At 72.5% G+C, this 19,955-nt stretch carries 6 protein-coding genes and 1 pseudogene; all 7 read left to right on the top strand.

The features are described 5' to 3' along the window. The first annotated feature begins 32 nt into the window (after nt 1–32). The 7 genes and pseudogenes from ACFVV1_RS36680 to ACFVV1_RS36650 all read left to right on the top strand — a co-directional run bounded on the left by ACFVV1_RS36680 (nt 33) and on the right by ACFVV1_RS36650 (nt 19,625). Nucleotides 33–1,616, top strand: coding sequence for a PfaD family polyunsaturated fatty acid/polyketide biosynthesis protein (locus ACFVV1_RS36680; RefSeq protein WP_389998755.1), 1,584 nt, complete (start codon nt 33–35; stop codon nt 1,614–1,616). After that, complete coding sequence (locus tag ACFVV1_RS36675) at nt 1,613–7,765, top strand: SDR family oxidoreductase (protein WP_389998752.1); 6,153 nt, start codon at nt 1,613–1,615, stop codon at nt 7,763–7,765. Before ACFVV1_RS36680 ends, ACFVV1_RS36675 begins: the two co-directional genes overlap by 4 nt. Before the next feature lie 49 nt (nt 7,766–7,814). Beyond that, nucleotides 7,815–14,429 carry a beta-ketoacyl synthase N-terminal-like domain-containing protein gene (locus ACFVV1_RS36670; protein WP_389998749.1) on the top strand — a complete coding sequence of 2,205 codons (6,615 nt, stop codon included), beginning with the start codon at nt 7,815–7,817 and terminating at the stop codon, nt 14,427–14,429. 63 nt (nt 14,430–14,492) lie between these two features. Beyond that, nucleotides 14,493–14,858 (top strand): transposase, encoded by a 366-nt coding sequence (locus tag ACFVV1_RS36665; RefSeq protein ID WP_389998746.1) that lies wholly within the window; start codon nt 14,493–14,495, stop codon nt 14,856–14,858. A 284-nt stretch (nt 14,859–15,142) separates the two neighbouring features. Then, entirely contained in the window at nt 15,143–16,096 is a 954-nt protein-coding gene (locus ACFVV1_RS36660) for a DUF5996 family protein (RefSeq protein WP_389998744.1), read from the top strand. 120 nt (nt 16,097–16,216) lie between these two features. After that, nucleotides 16,217–16,987, top strand: a pseudogene (locus ACFVV1_RS36655) (transposase); the annotation flags it as partial. Nucleotides 16,988–17,300: 313 nt separating this feature from the next. After that, nucleotides 17,301–19,625, top strand: coding sequence for a heavy metal translocating P-type ATPase (locus ACFVV1_RS36650; protein ID WP_389998742.1), 2,325 nt, complete (start codon nt 17,301–17,303; stop codon nt 19,623–19,625). Nucleotides 19,626–19,955: the final 330 nt, after the last annotated feature.

Raw genomic sequence — 19,955 nt, 5'->3', positions numbered from 1 at the left:
CCGCACACCTCCTCTCCCGCTGGAGCCCCTCCGTGTCCGTCCTCTCCGCTCCCGTCGCCCCCGCCGCGTCCCCGCCGGTCTTCTCCCCCGAGGAGATCGCCGCCCGGGCCCGACGGATCCGGGAACCCGTACACATCGTCAGCGGGCCGAGCGGCCGTGAACTGGGGCTCGCGGCCGGTCCCGTACCCGACGGCCCGGTGCTCGGGACGCTGCCGCCGCTGTACCCCGAGTGGCTCGGCGGGCGCACCTTCTGCGAGGCGCACGGCGTCCGTTTCCCTTATGTGGCGGGCGAGATGGCGAACGGCATCGCGACCACCCGGATGGTGTCCGCGATGGCCCGGGCGGAGATGCTCGGGTTCTTCGGCGCCGGCGGCCTGGCGTATGCCGATGTGGAGCGGGCCGTGCACGCGCTGGCCGGGGAGCTGCGGTCCCGTTCGAACTGGGGCGTGAACCTCATCCACTCACCGGCCGAACCCGCGCTGGAGTTCCGCGTCGCCGAGCTGCTGCTGCGCTGCGGTGTGCCCCGGATCTCGGCGTCGGCGTTCATGGAGCTCACCCCGGCCGTCGTGCTGTGCTCGGCCCGGGGACTGCGCCGCGGCGCCGACGGCGAAATCGTCCGGCGCACGCGGATGCTCGCCAAGGTCTCCCGGCCCGAGGTGGCCGAGAGGTTCCTCTCGCCCGCCCCGGCCGCGCTGCTGGACCGGCTCGTCGTCCAGGGGAAGCTGACCCCGCAGGAGGCCGGCCTGGCGGCCCTGGTGCCGGTGGCCGAGGACATCACCGTGGAGGCCGACAGCGGAGGTCACACCGACAACCGGCCGTTGTCGGCCCTGCTGCCGAGGATCGCCCTGCTGCGCGACGCGCTGTGCCGACGATTCGGCTACCGCCGACCGGTCAGGATCGGCGCGGCCGGCGGGCTGGGCACGCCGGCCGCGGTGGCCGCCGCCTTCGCCCTCGGCGCGTCCTACGTGGTCGTCGGATCGGTGAACCAGACCGCCACCGAGGCGGGCCTGTCCGAAGAGGCCAAGGAGATGCTCTGCGAGGCGGATGTCGCCGATGTGACCATGGCACCGGCGGCGGACATGTTCGAGCTGGGTGTCACGCTGCAAGTACTGTCCCGCGGGACGATGTTCGCCCAGCGGGCCGGCAGGCTCCACGCGGCCTACCGGGCGCACGGTTCGCTGGAGGAGATCCCACCCGCGGTGCGCGCCGCGATCGAACGGGACGTGCTGCGCGCCTCGTTCGACGAGGTCTGGCAGCACACGCGCGCGTTCTGGGAGCGGCGCGATCCCTCGGAGATCACGCGTGCGGAGGCCGATCCGAAGCACCGTATGGCGCTGGTCTTCCGCTGGTACCTGGGCAGTTCCAGTCGGTGGGCGATCACCGGCGAGGCGGCCCGACGTACCGACTACCAGATCTGGTGCGGGCCGGCGACGGGCGCGTTCAACCGCTGGGTTGCGGGCACGTTCCTGGCCGAACCGGCGAACCGGTCCGTGGTGCAGATCGCGCTCAACCTGCTCGAAGGCGCTGCGGTGCTCACCCGCGCCCATCAACTGCGCACCTATGGAGTTCCGTTGCCGTCCGAGGCATTCGCCTACACCCCGCGCGGGCTGGCATGAGCGGCCCCGGCGCCCCGGAGGCGTCAGCGGCAGCCGTCCGGCCCCGAGGAGACAGCGTGTCCGCCCGCACCCGTGGGCAGGTGCCCATCGCCGTGGTCGGTGTCGGCGCCCTGGTGCCCGGCGCGACGGACGCGGCAGGCTACTGGCGGATCCTGACCGGCGGCCGGGACCTGATCACTGAAGTGCCTGCCTCCCGCTGGCTGGTGACGGACCACTACGACCCCGACCCGGCCGCCCCCGACAAAACGTATGCCCGCCGCGGCGCCTTCCTGCCGGAGGTGGACTTCGACCCGTTGGCGTACGGTGTGCCGCCCGCCAACCTGTCGGCGACGGACACCTCCCAACTGCTCGCCCTGATGGTCGCCGACCAAGTGCTGACCGACGCCGGCGGTCTGTCGGGCATGGACCGGGACCGGGTCGGCGTGGTCCTCGGCGCGGCCTCCCTGGAGCTGCTCCCCCACATGTACGGGCGCGCCCATCGCCCGGTGTGGCTGAAGGCACTGCGGGAGAGCGGTCTCGCCGAGGCCGAGGCGCAGGCCGTGTGCGACCGCATCTCGGCGCACTTCAGCCCGTGGCAGGAGTCGACCTTCCCCGGCCTGCTCGGCAATGTCGTCGCGGGCCGGATCGCCAACCGGTTCGACCTGCACGGCACCAACCACACCACCGACGCCGCCTGTGCCAGCTCCCTGGCGGCACTGTCCACGGCGGTCGGTGAGCTGACGCTCGGGCGGACCGACCTGGTGATCAGCGGCGGTGTGGACACCGGGAACGACATCGGCATGTTCCTGTGCTTCTCCAAGACGCCCGCACTCTCCCGCACCGGTGACTGCCGTCCGTTCTCGGATGCGGCGGATGGCACCATGCTCGGCGAGGCGGTCGTCATGTACGCACTGAAGCGGCTGTCCGACGCGGAGCGGGACGGCGACCGGATCCACGCGGTGATCCAGGGCATCGGCACCTCGTCCGACGGCAGGGGTACGGCGATCTACGCGCCGCTTCCCGAGGGTCAGGCACGGGCTCTGCGACGCGCCTACGAGGAGGCGGGCTACGGTCCGCAGACCGTGGAGCTGGTCGAGGCCCACGGGACCGGCACGAAGGCCGGGGACGCAGCCGAACTGACGGCGCTGCGCGAGGTGTTCGAGGCGTCGGGACGTACGGACGGGCAGTGGTGCGCGATCGGCTCGGTCAAGTCGCAGATCGGCCACACCAAGTGCGCGGCGGGCGCGGCGGGGCTGCTCAAGGCGGTCATGGCCCTGCACCACAAGGTGCTGCCGCCGACCATCAAGGTCGACCGGCCGATGCCGGCGGCCGCCGCCCCGGACGGCCCGTTCTACGTCAACACCGAGGCCCGGCCGTGGGTGCGGTCCGCCGGTCATCCGCGCCGGGCGTCGGTGTCGAGCTTCGGCTTCGGGGGCAGCAACTTCCACATCACGCTGGAGGAGTACGTGCCCTCGGGCACCCTGGCCCGGGTGCCGCCGCGCCATCGCTCCGTACCGAGCGAACTCGTTCTGTTCAGCAGCGCGTCGCCGTCCGACCTGGTGCCGCCGGAAACCTACGGCGACCGTCCGCTGGCCGCGCTCGCCCGGGAGAGCCACAGCGCGTTCTCGCCCACCGATCCGGTGCGGCTGGCCGTCGTCGCCACGGACACCGAGGACCTGAGGGAGAAGTACGCGCAGGCGCTCACGCTGATCCGGCAGCGGCCCGGCACGGCGTTCTCGACACCGAACGGTGTCCGGTACGCCTTCGGGGATCCCGTGCCCGGCCGTCTCGCTTTCCTGTTTCCCGGGCAGGGATCCCAGTACGTCGGTATGGGCGCCGGCCTCGCGATGCTGTCACCGGCCGCCCAGGCCGTGTGGGACCGGCTGGGCGGCACCAGGTTCGACGGGCGGCCCCTGCACCGGGTGGTGTTCCCGCCGCCCGCCTTCGCCGACGAGGAACGCGCGGCCCAGGCTGCGCGTCTGGCCGCCACCGAGTGGGCGCAGCCCGCGCTCGCGGTGCACGCACTCGCCTTGCTGGCCGTACTGCGGGGTCTGGGGCTGCAACCGGACTGCGTGGCGGGCCACAGTTTCGGTGAGCTGGTGGCGCTGCACTGCGCGGGTGCTCTGGACGCCGATGCGCTGGTCGGTCTGGCCCGCAGGCGCGGTGAGCTGATGCGGGACGCGGCCGGCGTACCGGGCGCGATGCTGGCCGTGGCGGCGGACCGCGAGCACGTGGTGGCGGTGCTGGCCGGTGACGAGTTCGGCGACATCTGGCCGGCCAACCTCAACTCCCCGCGTCAGGTGGTGCTTTCGGGTACGAGAGAGGCTGTCGCGCGCGCCGAGAAGGCGTTCGCGGCCGAGGGTGTCGGCACGCGCCGGCTGACCACTTCGACCGCTTTCCACAGCCCGCTGGTCGCCCCGGCCGGTGAGCCGCTCGCCGCGTTCCTGCGCACGGTACCGCTCACGAAGCCCCGGATCGAGGTGTACGGCAACGCGGACGCGGAACCGTACCCGTCGTCGCCCGACGGGGTACGCCGCCGGATCGCCGACCACCTGGCCTCACCTGTGCTCTTCCAGGACCAGATCGAGGCGATGTACGCGGCAGGGGTGCGGACCTTCGTCGAGGTCGGCGCGGGCACCGCGCTGACCGGCCTGGTCGGACAGATCCTGGGTGACCGCGAGCACGCGGCCGTCCCCCTGGACCGGGCGGACCGGTCCGGGGTCAGCACCCTGCACACCGCGCTCGGTGAACTCGCCGTACGCGGTATCTCTCTCGACTTCGATCCCCTCTGGACGCCGTACGCCTCGCCCGGAACCTCAGTGAAGGAGCGCAAGCCCCGGATGACCGTGAAGATCAGCGGAGCCAACTACGGTCAGCTCTACCCGCCCCGCACCGAAGCCGCCGAACCACAGCCGCCCGTGCCCGCGCCGGAACGCAGGCCGGAAGGCCACCCGCATCCCGCCCCCTCGTCCGACATCCTGGCGGTTCCCGTGTCCGCGTACGCACCCGCTCCCGCCCACACTCCGGAGCCGTCGGCCTACGGGACGGCACCCGCCCAGGAACCGGAGCCCGCGTACGGAGCCGAGCCGCCGCACGACCCCGTGTCCGCCTACGACCCCGTGTCCGCCTACGGGGCCGAGCCCGCGTACGGGGCCGAGCCCGATGCCGCCCTCGGCCCCGAGTGGTTCGCCGCGGTGGAGAGCGTCCAGCGGCAGACGGCACAGGCCCACGCGGCCTGCCAACGCATGCTGACCGAAAGCCATATGGCTTTTCTGCGGATGACCGAGACCACCCTGGCCGCGATGCTCGGGGCACAGGGCGCCGGCGCCGTACCCGACGCCCCGGCTCCCCCGGCACCCCTGCCGCTCCCCCGTCCTTCGGCACCCCGGCGGGCCCCGGCACCCGCGACACCGCCCCCGGCAGCGGTCGGCGTTCCCGGGACCGTGCCCGCCTTCGTACCCGCCGGGCCCGGCGAGGCGCCGTCGCCCGCACCGGTCGCCGCCGAGGAACGGGCCCCGGCCGCCGTCCCAGTGGACCCCTCGGCACCGGCCGCCGATGCCGCGCCTCTGTCGGCGCCGGAACTGGAGGAACTACTGCTCTCGGTGGTGGCCCGGCTCACCGGCTACCCGACGGAGATGCTCAACGTGGACATGGAGTTGGAGGCGGATCTGGGAGTCGACTCGATCAAGCGCGTCGAGATCCTGTCGGCCGTACGCCGGAGGGTGGGCGACGTGGCGACGGGAGACATCGGACAGCTCGGCAAACTCCGCACGCTGCGCGAGATCGTCGAGGCGCTCACCGCGGCCGGCCGGCCGGCGGGGGCCCCGGTGCCGGACTCCCCGGCCGTGACCGGGACCCCCGCCGTCCCGGAGATCCCCGCCATGCGCACCGGGTCCGGGCAAAGGACGGCGCTGACGAGGCTGGTGCCGCGCGCGGTGGAGTCACCGGCGTCCGGCCTGGCGACGGCGGGGCTCCTGGACGGGCCGCTCGTGGTGGCGGGCGGGGGCGCCGACGGCGCCGCGATCACCGCCCTCGTCGCGCGGAAGCTGGCGGAGCGCGGCGTGGACGCCACCGCCGTGGCGGAGGTGCCCGAGGACGCGCGCGGAGTCGTGCACCTCGGCGGGCTGACCGGGGGCGGCACGCCGGACGATGCGCGGGAGGTTCACCGGTCGGTGTTCCGGGCGGCGCGCGTGGTGGCGGCACAGGCCGCCGAACGGGGCGGACTGTTCGTGACCGTGCAGGACACCGGAGGCGACTTCGGGCTCGACGGCCACACACCCGACCGCGCGTGGCTGGGCGGCGTCGCCGGTCTGACCAGGACCGTGGCGAAGGAGTGGCCGGGTGTCTCGGTCAAGGCCGTCGACTGCGAGCGGGGCGGTCGGAGCGACGAGGAGGTCGCCGAGGCGATCGTGCGGGAACTGCTGGAAGGCGGCCCTGACCCGGAGGCAGGTCTCCGCGCGGACGGCACCCGCACCACCCTGCGGACGGTACCCGCGCCGGTGATGCCCGGCAGCACCCGGCGGATCACCTCGGAGTCGGTGATCGTGGCCACCGGAGGGGCCCGCGGGGTGACCTCCGCCGCGCTGCTGGACCTGGCCAGGACGCACCGTCCGCGGATCGTGCTGCTCGGCAGGACGGCACCGGCTCCCGAGCCCGCAGGGCTCGCGTCGGCCGCCGACGAACCGGCGCTCACCCGTCTGCTCGCCGAGCGTTCGACCGAGGCCGCGGAGAACTCCTCGCCCGCCCGGATCGCGGCGCGGGCCCGGGAGATCCTGGCCGCGCGCGAGGTGCGGGCAACGCTGGCGGCGCTGGAGGCGGCGGGATCCCCCGTCCGGTACGTCCAGGTGGACGTCCGCGACGGCGACGCCGTCGCCGCCGCACTGCGCGACGTACGTGACGCGTGGGGGCCGGTCACCGGCATCGTGCACGGTGCGGGAGTACTGGCCGACAAGCGGATCGCCGACAAGACCGACGAGCAGGTCGAGCAGGTGATGTCCACCAAGGTGGACGGTCTGCGCGCACTGCTGGCCGCGACGGCGAACGATCCGCTGGACGTGATCTGCCTGTTCTCCTCGGTGGCCGCCGTGTTCGGCAACGCGGGGCAGAGCGACTACGCCATGGCCAACGAGATCCTGGGTCAGGTCGCGTCGGCGGAGCAGGCACGCCGCCCCGGCTGCCTGGTGCGGTGCGTAGCCTGGGGGCCGTGGCGCGGCGGCATGGTCACGCCCGCTCTGGCCGGGCATTTCGGCCGGTCCGGGGTTCCGCTGATCTCTCTGGAGCAGGGGGCGGCCGCTTTCACGGCCGAGCTGGACGGCACAGCCGGTGAGGCCCGCGTCGTCCTGGTGGCCGGGGACGATCCGGCGGCCCTGTCCCCAACCAACAATCCGCGTCCGGCGCAGCTGCTGGTCCGGGCGGACAACCTGCCGCAGCTGGCCGACCACGCGCTCACCGGGGTTCCCGTACTTCCCGTGGCGATGGTCCTGAACTGGTTCGCGGGGGCGGCCACCGCCTGGCTGCCGGGTGCTGGCCCACTCGTCCTGCGCGACCTGCGGGTGTACCAGAAGTGCACCCTGCCCGAACTGGCCGGCACAGGCCACCGGCTCACCGTGCACGGCAGCCGGCGCGCGGCCGGTTCGTCGACAGGGCTGGAGGCGGAACTGCGCGGGGAAAGCGGGGTGGCGCACTTCCGGGCCGTGCTGGACACCGGGGCCGAAGAGCCGGATCCGGCCACGTGGGGCAGCCCGGACGGCCTCAAGCCGCTGGATCGCACCGAGTTGTACGACGGGGAGATCCTCTTCCATGGCCCCCGCTTCCACTCCGTCCGCTCGCTGCACGGTGTTTCGGAGCACGGAGCCGAGGCGATCGTCGCGGGCGTGCGCGTCTTGGAATGGTCCGGTGAGCGCTGGCCGCTCGACCCGGCCGCCATGGACGGCGCGCTCCAACTCGCCCTGCTCTGGGCGCAGGAGGTACTCGATGCGGCGACGCTGCCGATGGCCGTCGCGGAGTGCAGGGTGTACCGGCGCGGCCCGGTGGACAGCACGGTGCGGTGTGTGCTGCGAGCCCGGAAGGTTCACGGCACGGGGGCGCGCTGCGATGCGGCGCTGATCGACGCCGATGGAGCCGTCCGTCTGGAACTGCTCGGCGTGGAACTCGTCCGCCGCCCCTCCTGAGCCCCGGCCCCTTTGAACCAGCCCCGCCCTGCCGTGAAGTGAGACCTGCATGGAATTCGAACCGATCGCCGTCGTCGGCCGGGGCTGTGTGCTGCCCGACGCACTCGATCCGGACACGTTCTGGGACAACATCGCCGCGGGCCGCACCAGCCTGTCGGCCATCCCGGAGGGCCGGTGGCGGCTGCCGCGCCACTGGGCCATGGGCTCGGTGGACGACCACCTCGACCGCACCTGGACCGATGTCGGCGGGTACGTACGGGGGTTCGAGTCCGTCTTCGACCCCAGTGGTTTCCGCATCGCCCCGGAGCGGATCCTGTCGCTGGACCCGCTCTTCCACTGGGTCATGTACGGCGTCCGGCAGGCGCTCACGGAGGCGGGCCGCGAGGGCCCTCTGCCGCGCGCGGGGCTGGTACTGGGAAACCTGTCCTATCCCACGCCCGCAGGGGCGGCTCTTGCCGAGCACGTCTGGCTGTCCGCCCAGCGGCCCCCGCTCCGTGACGCCCTGCTGACGGGAGAGCGCCGGCGGCGGCCCGACGCCCGGAATCGCTTCTCGTCCGGGCTGCCCGCCCACCTCGCGGCCCGAGCCCTCGGGCTGGGCGCGGGCGCGTGGTCCCTCGACGCCGCCTGCGCGTCGTCGCTGTATGCCATCAAGCTGGCGTGCGACCGGCTGCACGACGGCACGGCGGACCTGATGGTGGCCGGTGCGGTCAGCCGGGCGGACCCCCTCTATCTGCACGTCGGCTTCTGCGGGCTGTCCGCGACGAGCCGCACGGGGCGCAGCCGGCCCTTCCACCGGGACGCGGACGGGCTGGTGCACGGCGAGGGCGCCGGGTTCGTCGCCCTGATGCGGCTGTCCGAGGCCCGCACCGCCCATCTGCCCGTGCTCGGTGTGATCCGCGGTGTCGGGTTGTCCAACGACGGGCGCGGCGCCGGGCTGATCAGCCCGGCGGAGGAGGGCCAGGTCCGTGCCATGCGTTTGGCGTACGACGCGGCGGGCGTCGCGCCCGAGACCGTGTCACTCGTCGAGTGCCATGCGACGGGGACGCCGGTCGGGGACGCGGTGGAGGCGCGCGGCATGGCCCGGGTCTTCGGGACCGGTGCCGACGTGCCCATCGGTTCGGTGAAGTCGAACGTCGGGCACCTGCTGGCCTCGGCGGGCGTGGCCGGGCTGCTGAAGGTGCTCGGCGCGCTGCGTGCGGGGATCCGTCCGGCGACGCTCGGCGCAAAACGGCCGCTGGAGGCACTGGAGGGCACGCCGTTGCGGGTGCTGACCGCGCCGGAACCGTGGTCCGGGCCTCGCCGGGCGGCGGTGAGCGCGTTCGGGTTCGGCGGGACCAACGCCCATCTGGTGGTGGACCTGCCGGACGGCGACCCGGTGTCCGCCGTACCGCGGCCGATCCGCCCGGCCGCCGCCGTGCCCGCCCCGGCCCGGGTGCGGGAATCGCCGGGCGGCCGTACACCGGTGGCGATTGTCGCCCTCGGCGCCCGAGTCGGCGACGGGACCTGTACGGAGGACTTCCGGCGGGCGGTGCTGGGCGGTGAGCGACGTGGCCCCGCCCCCGGGATCGCCGTGGAATTGAGGGACCTGTGCTTCCCGCCACTGGCCCTGGAGCGAACGGTGCGCCATCAGCTCCTGGTGCTGGAGGCCGCCCGGGAGGCCGTCCGGTCGGTGTCCCTGCCCCGGGAGCGGACCATGGTGGTCATCGGCATGGGGGTGGACCCCGAGGTGGCCCGGGCGGGCGCCCGCTGGAGGGTTCCCCACTGGCTGGAGCAGGCCGGGCTTGCCGTCACACCCGAGTCGGCGGATCTCGCCCGGGACGCGTTCCTGCCGCCCGTGACCGCGGAGGGGGTGGTGGGCACCATGCCGAACCTGGTGGCGAACCGGATCAGTACCCAACTCGACCTGGCGGGACCGGGTTTCGCGGTCTCGGCGGAGGAGGCGTCCGGGCTGGTGGCGCTGGAACTCGGGGCCCGGGCCGTCCGGTCGGGGGAGGTCGACGCCGCGCTCGTGGGTGCCACCGACCTGTCCTGCGAGACGGTGCATCAGACCGCCCAGCGGGATCTCGGCCGCGAGGACGAACCGGGGGACGCCGCCGTCGTCCTGGTCCTCAAGTCCGTGGACACCGCGCGCAGGGACGGCGACACCGTCATCGCCCTGCTCGACGAGGACACCGCCGGCGCACCCGACGTGGTCATCGGGGACGGCCCTGACGCGGCGTTCGACCCGGCGTCGGCCTTCGGGCGTGCTCACGCCGCGTACGGGCTGGTCTCCGTCGCGGTCGCGGCGCTCTCGCTCCAGCACCGCGCGGTGCCGCGTCCGGGCGGTCCTGCGGATACCGCGACCGTCGCGCACACCGCGAAGGCCGCGGTGACACCGTTGGAAGGACCCACCGCGAGTGTCCGGCTGCGCGCGGGGGACGCCCGGCCGTGGCTGCGCGGCCCGGCTCCGCGCCTGCACGTCTTTTCCGGGGCCGACCGCCGGGAGGTGCTGGCCGCGCTGGAGTCCGGTGCGGAGTCCGACGCCGGACCGGCCCGGCTGGCACTCGTGGCCGACGACGACGCGTTGCCGGGCCGCAAGGAGGCCGCGCGCCGCTGGCTGGCCGAGGGCGGAGCCCGTCCGGCCGATGCGCTGTACCGGGACAGGCCGGTCACGGGGCAGACCGCGTTCGTGTACACCAACGGCTCGGCAGCGTACCCGGGTATGGGCCACGAGCTGATGCTCGCGCTGCCGTCGCTCGGCGCGGCCGTCCGTGCCAGGCACGGGACGATCGGTGCACGACTGCGGTCCCGGGCGGAGCGCGGAGTGCTCGACCAGATCTGGGGTGCCGCCGAACTCGCCGTCCACCACACGGTGTTCACCCAGGAGGTGCTCGGGCTCCGGCCGCAGGCCGCTCTCGGGTACTCCTCGGGCGAGTCGGCCGCCCTGGTGGCGCTGGGTGCCTGGCCGGACGCCGCGGGGCTGTACGACGCCACCCGGGACAGCGGTCTGTTCACGACCGAACTCACCGGCGAACTCCGGGCGGTGCGGCGCCACTGGGAGCGTCTGGGCATCGAGGGCTGCCGCTGGTCGAGCTATCTGGTCAGCGCGCCCCTGGAAGCGGTCCGTGCCGAGCTCTCCGCCGAGGTCGCAGTCCATCTGGTGGCGTTGAACGCCCCCGGAGTCTGCGTCATCGGCGGCGAGTCCCGCGCGTGCGCGGCCGTCGTGGCCAGGATCGGCGCCGCCCGCGCGATCGAGCTCGACTACGACATGGCCGCCCACGCACCGGAGTTGGCGGAGATCCGAGAGGTATGGCGTGCGGTCCACCATCGTCCGACCGTCGACGTGCCCGGTGTGCGGTTCTACAGCGGGGCCACCGGGCAGTCGTACCGGCCGACGGCCGAGCGGGCCGCCGAGGCGCTCACCGCGCAGGGACTGAACACGATCGACTTCGCGGCCACGGTCGAGCAGGCGTGGGCCGACGGTGTCCGGGTCTTCGTGGAGCACGGGCCGCGCAAGCTGTGCACCGGCTGGATCAAGCGGGTACTCGGCGACCGGGACCATGTGGCCATCGCACTCGATGCCCCGGGCGACACCCGGCTGCGGCAGCCCTGCCTGGCAGTGGCCGAACTCGTCGTCGCGGGCGTGCCGGTACACGCCGACGAGTTGTTCGCCCGGCTCGCGGAAGCCGCCACGGAGGTCCCGCGTCCCGGGCCCACCGTCACCGTGCCCGTACTCGCGCCTCCGTGTCTGCCGCCACTGGAGCCGGCCCTGGTAACCCTGCCCCGGGCCCCCGAGCTGGCGCCGGTACCGGACCAGGAGGCCGGCCGGTCCGACGCACCGGGCGGCGCTGCCGTGCCCTGCCCCGGTACCGCGGGGCCGCGCCCCCTGCCGGACGTCCGGCCGACAGGCTCGGACGGGCGCGATCCGCGGGCGGCGGGCGCCCGCGCCGCAGTCCTCCGGCAGAGCCTGCGGGTCGCCGCGCTGCACCAAGAGATCACCGCCGGGCACACCGAGGCCCATCAGCGGTTCCTGCAGATGTCCGCTCTCGCCGTCACCGCGCTGCGGAGCACCGTGCCCGTTCCCGTGCGGCCACCGGGCCCCCCTGCCCCGCGTCCGATCGCCGGGCCGCCGCCGGTCCCCGTACGGCCCACGCCCCGCTCGGCGTTCCTGCCCGCTCCCCCGCCAAAAGCGGCACCCGCACCACTCCTGAGGCCGGGGCCGAAGTTCGACCGCGCCCAGTTGGAGCACCTCGCCTCCCGGGAGATCTCCACGCTGTTCGGCCCGCGGTTCGCCGAGCAGGACGCGTACGCGGTGCAGACGCGGATGCCCGAGCCGCCGATGCTGTTCACGGACCGGGTCACCGGTATCGACGCCGTGCCGGCGGCGCTCGCCGCGCCCGGCCCGGTGCGCACCGACGGGACGATCTGGACGGAGACCGATGTCCGGCCCGACAGCTGGTACCTGGACTCCACCGGACGTATGCCGGCCGGGCTGCTGATCGAGGCGGGCCAGGCGGATCTGCTCCTGCTCAGCTGGCTGGGCGTGGACCTCCTCAACCGGGGGGAGCGCGCCTACCGGCTGCTGGGCTGCGAGGTGACGTACCACGGCAGCCCGCCGGAAGCGGGCGACACCCTGCGCTACGAGATCCACATCGACGGCCACGCGGAGCACGAAGGCGTCCGGCTGGCCTTCTTCCACTACGACTGCTACGTGGACGGCGAACTCCGGCTCAGCGTCAGCGAGGGCCAGGCCGGGTTCTTCACCCCCGAGGAACTGGCGGGCGGCGGAGGTGTGCGGTGGGATCCCGCCGAACGGCCGCCCGGCGACGACCTGCCGCTCGATCCGCCGGCCGTGCGTTGCGGACGGACCCGCTTCGACGCGGACCGGGTACGGGCCCTGGTCCAGGGGCGGCCGGTTGACTGCTTCGGCCCCGGCTGGGAGGCGACGGCGGCCCACGTCCGCTCACCTCGGCTCGACGACGGCAAACTGCGGCTGCTCCACGAGGTGACCGCGTTCGACCCGGCCGGAGGGCCGTGGGGCCGCGGCTATCTGCGGGCCGAGACCCCGCTGTCGCCGGACGACTGGTTCTTCGCGGGGCACTTCAAGAACGACCCCTGTATGCCGGGCACCCTGATGCTCCAGGGCGGTCTCCAGGCGATGGCGTTCTACCTGGCGGCCATGGGCTTCACCGTGAACCGGGACGGCTGGCGTTTCGAGCCCGTCGGCGGTCACCCCTGCAAGACGATGTGCCGCGGCCAGGCGACTCCGGCCGGCCGCCGGCTCGTCTACGAGGTGTTCGTGCGCGGTGTCTCGGCCGGGCCGGTGCCGACGCTGTACGCCGATGTGCTGGGCTCGGTGGACGGGGCGAGAGCATTCCTGGGCCGGGACGTGGCGCTGCGGCTCGTACCCGACTGGCCGCTGTCGCACTGGCGGCGCTCGGGCCCGCCCGTCGTGCAGGGCAGCGGTACACCGGTGCCGCTCCCCCTGCTCGGCGGACTGGCCGGGCACCGGGAGAAGAAGCCGGTGGCAACGGCGGCCGATGGATTCCCCTTCGACTACACCTCGTTGCTGGCGTGTGCCTGGGGCAGACCGAGTGAGGCGTTCGGTACCGCGTACGAGCCCTTCGACAGCACCCGTAAGGTCGCGCGGCTGCCCGGTCCCCCCTACCACTTCATGAGCCGGATCGTCTCGGTGGACGGTCCGCAGGGCGGTATGCAGGAGGGCAGCAGTGTCGTCGCGGAGTACGACGTGCCCGCGCGGGCCTGGTACTTCGAGCAGAGCGGCGGCCGTACGATGCCGTTCGCGGTCCTGATGGAGATCGCGCTGCAACCCTGCGGGTGGCTGGCCTCGTACGTGGGCAGCGCGTTGACCACCGACACGGATCTGCTGTTCCGCAACCTCGACGGGGCGGGAACGGTCACCGGTGAGGTCACTCCGGCGACGGGTACGGTCCGCACCCATGCTGAACTGACGCGTGTCTCCCGGAGCGGGGACATGATCATCGAGTCGTTCCGGGTGAGGTGCACGGCCGATGGCGTGCCGCTGTTCGAACTCTCCACGGTCTTCGGCTACTTCCCGCAGTCGGCCTTCGACCACCAGCAGGGCCTCATGGCGTCGGCCCAGGACCGGGCCCGTCTCGACGAGCCCTGCGACCGTGTGGTCGATCTGACCGCCCGGCCCGCTCGCTACTGCGCCGGGGAACCGCGGCTGCCTGGCCCCATGCTGCTGATGCTCGACCGGATCACCGGTTCCTGGCCGGACGGGGGCAGCATGAGGCTCGGGCGACTGCGGTCGGAGAAGGACGTGGTCCCGGACGAGTGGTTCTTCCGGGCCCATTTCTTCCAGGACCCGGTGCAGCCGGGGTCGTTGGGCGTCGAGGCCATGTGCCAGCTGCTCCAGTGCCACCTGCTTGAGCGCGGCGCGGCGGACGGCATTCCACGCCCCCGGTTCGAGCCGGTGCTGCCCGGCCGCGAGACGACCTGGACGTACCGCGGCCAGATCACCCCGGCCAACCGGCTGATCCGGGTGGACATGGACATCGTGGAGAGCGGCACGGACGCGCGGGGGCCCTACGCGACGGCGGACGCGTCGCTGTGGGGCGATGACACGTGCATCTACCGGGTGCGCGGGCTGGGCATGCGTGTGGTGTCCGACACGGCTCCCGGCCCCTCACCCGCTCCATGACGCGAGTGCCCGGTCGAGGGCTGGGCACTCACCCGTGGCGCCCGCACCGCACCTACTGCAACCGTGCTCGGCGATTCCGCCTACGACAGCGTCGACCTGCGGATGCGCCTTGAGGCCGACGGCCACACCCTGGTGATCAAACCGCCGCCGATACAGCAGGCCGTCCCCGGCGGCTTCACCATCGACGACTTCCGCATCGGCCCAGCGGCCGGCACCGCGACCTGCCCGGCCGGACACACTGCAAACCTCGGACAGGTCACAGCGGACGGCGCCCGCACCTCCCAGTTCAAGCGCGTCTGCACCGACTGCCCGCTGCGGGAACGCTGCACCACCTCCAAGTCCGGACGCACCCTCAACGTCCCCCGGACGACGACGGCCGCGGCGTCGACCTCCACCCCGTTCGAAGCGACGGCGCTCTCCCCTCTGTGAACCGCGTTCTACCCTCCGATAGGCAGCTGACCTGCAAAGAAGCGGCGCGGTTCGACCCTCAGGCGAAGAAGGCGGGGTTTTCGGTCACCCACCGCATCCAGGCGGCCGGCCCAGCGCGTCGGACGCCCGGCACCACCGAACGGGCAGGACCTTGACCTGCGTGTGAGAATGGGGTACTGGATCACAGTCCGGTGTCCGAGGCCCGCCCGTCGCTGCATGGGAAGGCGGGCGCACCACCTTACGTCCCCTCCCCCTGATCCCATCGACACGCTGGGAGGCTCTCTGTGAGCGAACGTCTCAATGCGTGGCCGACGCTGGTCCATGAGGACCTGGCGCCCATGGTTGACTACGTGAACAGAGTGGTACAGGTCGCAGGCAAGTACACCCTCGACGAGCCCTTCGAAGTCGGCTGGGGAAACATCGTCCTCGATGTCACCCCCCGGGGGCTCAGTACGCCAACCCTCCGGCAGCGAGGCGTGACCTTCGCGGTGCGCTACAGCCTGCTCGACGGTGGCGTGGTCATCGAGGCCGACAATGGCTCGCGGACGGTGCCATTGTCCAAGGGATCAGTAGCCACGTTCTACGCGTCCTTCTGCGATGCGGCGGACGAGCTCGGCATACACCGACCGCGCAGCTCGTTGATCTGCGAGATTCCGGATGCCCCGCCGCGCTTCGAGGACGATCACGTCGAACGCACCTGGGACGGCCACGCGGCCCGGCTGATCTGGACAGCGTTGAACCTCGCCGCTGACGGGCTCGAGGCATGGCAGGCCCCCTTCCTGGGACACCGCCCCCGGGTCGGTGTGATGTGGGGCGGCTTCGACCTGTCCGCCACGCGTTTCCGGGCGCAGCCCACCACGCCGCCGCCCCACCAGCCGCCGTTCATGCAGAACGCCCAGCTCGACGCGTACGTGTCGGTGGGATTCTCCTTCGGGGATGCCAAGGACCCGAACGTCGGCATGTACGCGTACATCTGGCCCCAGCCGGACGGTCTCGAGGGCCGGTCCTGGGGTGTTGAGGGCGCCACTTGGCATCCCGACGCTGGTCTGGTTCGTCTGCCCTGGGCCAAGCTCAGGCAGACAGCGGACCCGCACCAGGCCATTGTGGCGTTCGGTGACGCCGTCTACGATGCCGCCGTCGAGACGGCAGGCTGGCCGTCCGACCTCGTCGGACCTCGTGTCGAGGGTTGGTACATGAGCAGGACACCGCCCGCGCTCGTCCAGCACCAGCACGGCTGACTCAGGTCGAGATTCCTGACTCGGAAGTCAAGGAGCCTGTCTCAGTAACGGCCAACCCGTCCCCGTCTCGTGATCTTTCGCACGGGATGATCTCGGTATGTGTGGTGAGGAGAGGATGGGCTGTTCGTGGTAGAGCCGGTCGAGGCGAAACGGCGACAGGACCGTCCGGCGGCGGTGGACAAGACCTTCCGGGCGTTCGACCCTCATCAGGTCCTGCTGCTGCCACCATCGCTGGACGACCGGCTGCCCGAGGACCACCTCGCCCGGTTCGTCACGGACCTGGTCTACGAGGTTCTCGACCTCTCCCCAGTCCTTGCCGACTACACCGAAAAGCGCGGCTACCCGCCCTACGACCCCAGGCTGATGCTGCGACTGCTGATCCACGGCTGGACCACCGGCATCCGCTCCTCCCGGGCGATCGAGCGCAAATGCGTCGACGACGTCGCGTTCCGGTTCCTGGCCGCCGACCAAGCCCCGGACTTCCGCTCGATCACCCGCTTCCGCCGCCACCTTCACGCGCTCGCCGATCTGTTCACCGAGTCACTGCACCTCGCGCAGAAGCTGGGCATGGTCAAGATGGGCCGCGTTGCCCTGGACGGCACCAAACTGGAGGCCAACGCCTCCCAGCACAAGGCGATGAGCTACGGCCGTCTCGTCCACAGGGAGAAGCGGATCGAGGCCGAGATCGCCCGCTGGGAGGCGAAGGCCGCCGCCCTGCTCGTCGATGCCGAGGCCACCGATACCGACGAGGACGCCAGGTTCGGCGTCGACGGCAAGGACACCGACCTGCCCGCCGAACTCGACCGCCGCGAGAAGCGCCTGGCCAGGCTGCAAGCCGCACGCCTTCCCCGACGAGGCCCGGCTGGCGCGGCGCTGCGCCGGTGGGCACGATTGGAGGTGGACCAGCTGGGGCTTCACGCGCGTCGTTGTTCGGCCAGATGCAGGGCACTGCGCGCAGACCCGGCGTAAGTTCTCCGGACGCAGCGTCCTCACCCGACCAAGCTCCAGGGCGTTCCAGTTGCGCTGGACAGGCAGTGAGCCGAGCTCATTTTGTCGCCGAACTGCGGACTGTCCGGTCGGCCCTGGCAGTGGGGCCGTTCGCCTTTGTCGGCGGTGCTGGTGCCGGGGTGTGATGGACAGGTACCGGGGCGAGAGGCAGGACGTAGGGCTGCAGGTCGCCAGTCCGGAAGCGCAGAGGTGTGCCATGGATCATTCCGCCGGGACAGGACCGGTTCGCCGCTTGACAGCGGCCCTGTTCGCGGGACTCGAACCGGCGCTGCTGACCACTGCGGCAGCGGCCCTTGCGGCCGGTGGTATGGCCTGGGTCGTCGGCGCCGGCAGCCTGGCTGACCTGTTCTGGGGCCTCGGCACCGTGTCTGCGATCGTCCCAGCGGTGGGGTGGGTTCTGGCGGCGTTGCACCGCGGTCACGCGGGCGTGGACCTGATCGCCGTCCTGGCCCTCGGCGGCGCCCTGGCCGTGCGCGAATACCTGGCGGGTGCCCTGATCGCCCTGATGCTCACCACCGGGCGCACCCTCGAATCCGCCGCTCAGCGGCGGGCCTCCCACGACCTGCGGGCCTTGCTGGAGCACGCCCCCCGCACGGCCCGTCGACTCACCGACGCCGAGGTGCACACGGTGCTGTTGGCCGAGGTAGGCGTCGGTGACCTGCTCGTGGTGGGGCCGGGCGAAGTGGTTCCGGTCGACGGCCGCCTGGAGAGCGCCGCTGTCCTCGACGAGTCGGCCCTCACCGGTGAGCCCCTCCACATCGAGCGGGCGCCGGACGAAGCAGTGCGCAGCGGGGTGGTCAACGCAGGCGGTGCCTTCGAATTGCGGGCCACCGCTACCGAGCAGGACAGTACCTACGCCGAGATCGTGAGACTGGCACAGCAGGCCGGTGCGGAATCCGCCCCCGTGGTCCGCCTGGCCGACCGGTATGCGGCCTGGTTCCTTCCCCTGTCCCTCGCGGTGGCCGGGCTGGCCTGGCTCCTGAGCGGCTCCGCGGTCCGGGCGGTCGCAGTCCTGGTGGTCGCCACCCCATGCCCCCTGCTGCTGGCCGCACCGGTCGCGATCGTCTCCGGGCTGTCCCGCGCCTCCCGTCTCGGTGTGGTGATCCGCGACGGCGGCGCGCTGGAGAACCTCGGCCGCGCCCGCACTCTGCTGCTTGACAAGACCGGCACCCTCACAGGTGGCCGTCCGCGCGTTCTGGACATCGCCGCCGCACCGGGGTGGAAACCCGCGGAGGTACTGCGTCTGGCGGCCTCGGTCGACCAGTACTCGCCGCACGTGCTGGCCCACGCCATCGTCGACGCCGCCCGGGAACGCGGGCTGGGCCTGTCGGTGCCGTCGGACGTCACCGAGGAGCCGGGCCGAGGTGCCTCGGGCGCTGTGGACGGACACCGGCTGTCTGTCGGCCGTATCGACACCCCAGATGTTCCCTCGGCCTGGGCCCGGGCGGTGGACAATCGCGCGCTGCTCGATGGCGCGGCGGTCGCCTGGCTGACCGTCGACGAGCACCTGGCCGGCGCCATCCTCCTGCGTGATCCCATCCGCCCGGACGTGCCCAGAACCCTGCGACACCTACGCACAGCCGGCATCGAGCGGATCATGATGCTCACGGGCGACCGTGCCGAACCGGCCCACGAAGTGGCAACCGTCCTCGGCCTCGACGGCGTTCGGGCCGAACTCGACCCCGCGGACAAGGTCGCCGCGGTCCGCGCCGAACGCGGCCGGGCCATCACCGTCATGGTCGGCGACGGGGTCAACGACGCCCCCGCGCTCGCCGCAGCGGACATCGGGGTCGCCATGGGCGCCCGCGGCTCCACCGCCTCCTCCGAGGCCGCCGACATCGTCTTGACCACCGACCGCGTGGACCGCCTCGCCGACGCCGTCGCCATCGCCGGACGCGCCCGGCGCATCGCCGTACAGAGCGCGCTGGGCGGCATGCTGATGTCGATGGCCGCCATGGCCGCAGCCGCCGCCGGCCTGCTCCCGCCCGCCGCCGGCGCCCTGCTCCAAGAGGGCATCGATGCCGCGGTAATCCTCAACGCCTTGCGCGCCCTGCGCGTTGACCAGGCAACGCGACCGACCCTCACCCCTGCTGCTGAAGCCCTCGTTCACCGCTTCGCAGCCGAACACGACGACTTGCAGGATGTCCTCGACGCCGTACGCGACGCCGCCGACGGCCTCTGTGACAGCCCCGGCCCCAAGACCCTGGCGGCCGTCGAAGAGACGCACCGGCTGCTCACCGAACGGCTCCTTCCGCACGAGTACGCCGAAGAACACCAGCTCTACCCCGCACTCGCCCCAACGCTCGGCGGCCCCGAGGCCACCGCCACCATGAGCCGCGCCCACACCGAGATCGAACGCCTCGCCCGACGCGTCGCCACCCACCTGCGACTGGCCCACGCCCGCGGTGGCCTGGCACCCGATCAACTCGACGACCTGCGCTCCTGCCTCTACGGACTGCACACCGTCCTGCGACTGCACTTCACCCAGGAAGAGGAGAACTACTTTTCACTGGCCCCGTGACACGCAGACAGGCACGGGCACCCGACGGATCGCCCCTGTTCATTGGGGTCATCTTCCGTCCGTCCGGCACCGCGAACCGCCACGCCGGTGCCACAAACTCCGCAGGTGCTCCCACCGTCCATGGGATGCCGGTAAGAACCGTCTAGCGGCAATACCGGTGACTTTGAGGGTGTCGGTTCGTTGTGTTGAGTGTGCCAAGGCCGGGACAGGTGAAGTCGGTCGGGGGCGAGCGGTTTTCGGATCGCATCGCTCTCGGAGTGTTAACGCGTGCGTTTACGCCTGATCTGGTGGACGAGGTGGTGGCGGGGTGCGGGCGTGTTGAGCAGCGCC

This window comes from Streptomyces sp. NPDC058092, from assembly GCF_042884935.1.
In the GTDB taxonomy this organism is placed as follows: domain Bacteria; phylum Actinomycetota; class Actinomycetes; order Streptomycetales; family Streptomycetaceae; genus Streptomyces.
The sequence above is the reverse complement of the archived record's forward strand: the minus strand, read 5'-3'. Positions and strand labels throughout refer to the sequence as shown.